2 rRNA genes (1 of these 2 cut by a window edge) are annotated in these 2,500 nt (G+C 54.1%); both read right to left on the reverse strand.

Annotation, left to right across the window (positions count from 1 at the left end):
- Positions 1–46: 46 nt before the first annotated feature.
- Positions 47–161, reverse strand: a 5S ribosomal RNA gene (gene rrf / locus C7476_RS27625).
- A gap of 323 nt (positions 162–484) precedes the next feature.
- Positions 485–2,500 (reverse strand): 23S ribosomal RNA (locus tag C7476_RS27630) (it continues 943 nt past the right edge of the window).

The raw sequence follows: 2,500 nt of genomic DNA on the forward strand, positions 1-2,500 counted from the left end.
TCTGTGTGTTGTTGTGAGATTTGTTTATGAACGTTGCGTTTGGCAGACCTGGCAGCGACCTACTCTCCCGCGTCTTGAGACGAAGTACCATTGGCGCAGGGGCGTTTCACGGCCGAGTTCGGAATGGGATCGGGTGCAGCCACCCCGCTGTAACCACCAGGTCAGCAAAGCGCAACGTTCACGCATGCGGTTTTTCAGGCGCATGCGATACAAATGAGAAGCTGGTTTTTGTCTCACGCGCCGTATCGCCCCTGCCGGGGCGGGCGCTGCGACGGCGCGCTATCGCGCTTGATGGGCGATAGCATGTCACGCTCTGCTCCTGGCACTTTATCCTGAGATTTCAGGACAATCGCCAAATACAGACCGCTAGGTCGTCGCTGGTCGTCCAGCGCCCTCGCGGAGCATAGGGTCGTAAGACCCGCTCATGCGTGAGCGCTTTTAAAATCGAATATGCATCGCGTTGCGATGGATATTTGTAATGAGAATGATCAAGCCAATCGAGCTATTAGTACCGGTAAGCTTCATGCGTTGCCGCACTTCCACACCCGGCCTATCAACGTGGTGGTCTTCCACGGCTCTGATAGGGAATACTCGTTTTCAGGTGGGTTTCCCGCTTAGATGCCTTCAGCGGTTATCCCGTCCGTATATAGCTACCCTGCTATGCGGCTGGCGCCACAACAGGTCCACCAGAGATACGTCCATCCCGGTCCTCTCGTACTAGGGACAGATCCTGTCAATATTCCTACACCCACGGCAGATAGGGACCGAACTGTCTCACGACGTTCTGAACCCAACTCACGTACCGCTTTAAATGGCGAACAGCCATACCCTTGGGACCTGCTCCAGCCCCAGGATGCGATGAGTCGACATCGAGGTGCCAAACAACCCCGTCGATATGGACTCTTGGGGGTCATCAGCCTGTTATCCCCGGCGTACCTTTTATCCGTTGAGCGATGGCCCTTCCACGCGGGACCACCGGATCACTATGACCGACTTTCGTCTCTGCTCGACTTGTCAGTCTCGCAGTCAGGCGGGCTTATGCCATTGCACTCGACGACCGATTTCCGACCGGTCTGAGCCCACCATCGCGCGCCTCCGTTACTCTTTAGGAGGCGACCGCCCCAGTCAAACTACCCACCATACACTGTCCTGGATCCGGATAACGGACCGCAGTTAGACATCCATATAGGTAAGGGTGGTATTTCAAGGATGACTCCACGAAGGCTGGCGCCCCCGCTTCAAAGTCTACCACCTATCCTACACATGCCGACACGAATGCCAGTGTAAAGCTATAGTAAAGGTGCACGGGGTCTTTCCGTCTAACCGCAGGAACCCCGCATCTTCACGGGGAATTCAATTTCACTGAGTCTGCGTTGGAGACAGCGGGGAAGTCGTTACGCCATTCGTGCAGGTCGGAACTTACCCGACAAGGAATTTCGCTACCTTAGGACCGTTATAGTTACGGCCGCCGTTTACTGGGGCTTCGATTCAAAGCTTGCACCTCTCCTCTTAACCTTCCAGCACCGGGCAGGCGTCAGACCCTATACGTCGTCTTGCGACTTCGCAGAGCCCTGTGTTTTTGGTAAACAGTCGCTACCCCCTGGTCTGTGCCACCCTCCTCGACTTGCGTCGAAAAGGGTCACGCTTCTTCCGAAGTTACGCGTGCAATTTGCCGAGTTCCTTCAACGCAGTTCTCTCAAGCGCCTTGGTATTCTCTACCAGTCCACCAGTGTCGGTTTAGGGTACGGTCTATACGCGGGAGCTATTTCCTGGGACCGCTTCGAAGCCCCTCCAATCCAATAAGGAGGAACAACACACGCGATCCGTCACTACCCGCAGGCCCACGAATATTAACGTGGTTCCCATCGACTACGCCTTTCGGCCTCGCCTTAGGGGCCGGCTAACCCTGCTCAGATTAACTTTAAGCAGGAACCCTTGGACTTTCGGCGAGGGAGTCTCTCACTCCCTTTATCGTTACTCATGTCAGCATTCTCACTTCTGATACCTCCAAAGGCCCTCACGGGTCCCTCTTCAACGGCTTACAGAACGCTCCGCTACCACTTGCTTATTGCTAAGCAAATCCACAGCTTCGGTGTATGGCTTGAGCCCCGGTACATTTTCGGCGCAAAGACCCTTATTTAGACCAGTGAGCTGTTACGCTTTCTTTAAATGATGGCTGCTTCTAAGCCAACATCCTGGTTGTTTTGGGATCCTCACATCCTTTCCCACTTAGCCATAACTTAGGGACCTTAGATGGTGGTCAGGGTTGTTGCCCTCTTCACGACGGACGTTAGCACCCGCCGTGTGTCTGCCGATCAGTACTCTTCGGTATTCGGAGTTTGGTTAGGTTTGGTAAATCGGTGAGATCCCCTAGCCCATCCAGTGCTCTACCCCCGAAGGTATAAAATCGACGCTCTACCTAAATAGATTTCGCGGAGAACCAGCTATCTCCAAGTTTGATTGGCCTTTCACCCCTAGCCACAAGTCATCCCAATCTATT

The organism is Phyllobacterium bourgognense, assembly GCF_003337575.1.
GTDB lineage: Bacteria > Pseudomonadota > Alphaproteobacteria > Rhizobiales > Rhizobiaceae > Phyllobacterium > Phyllobacterium bourgognense.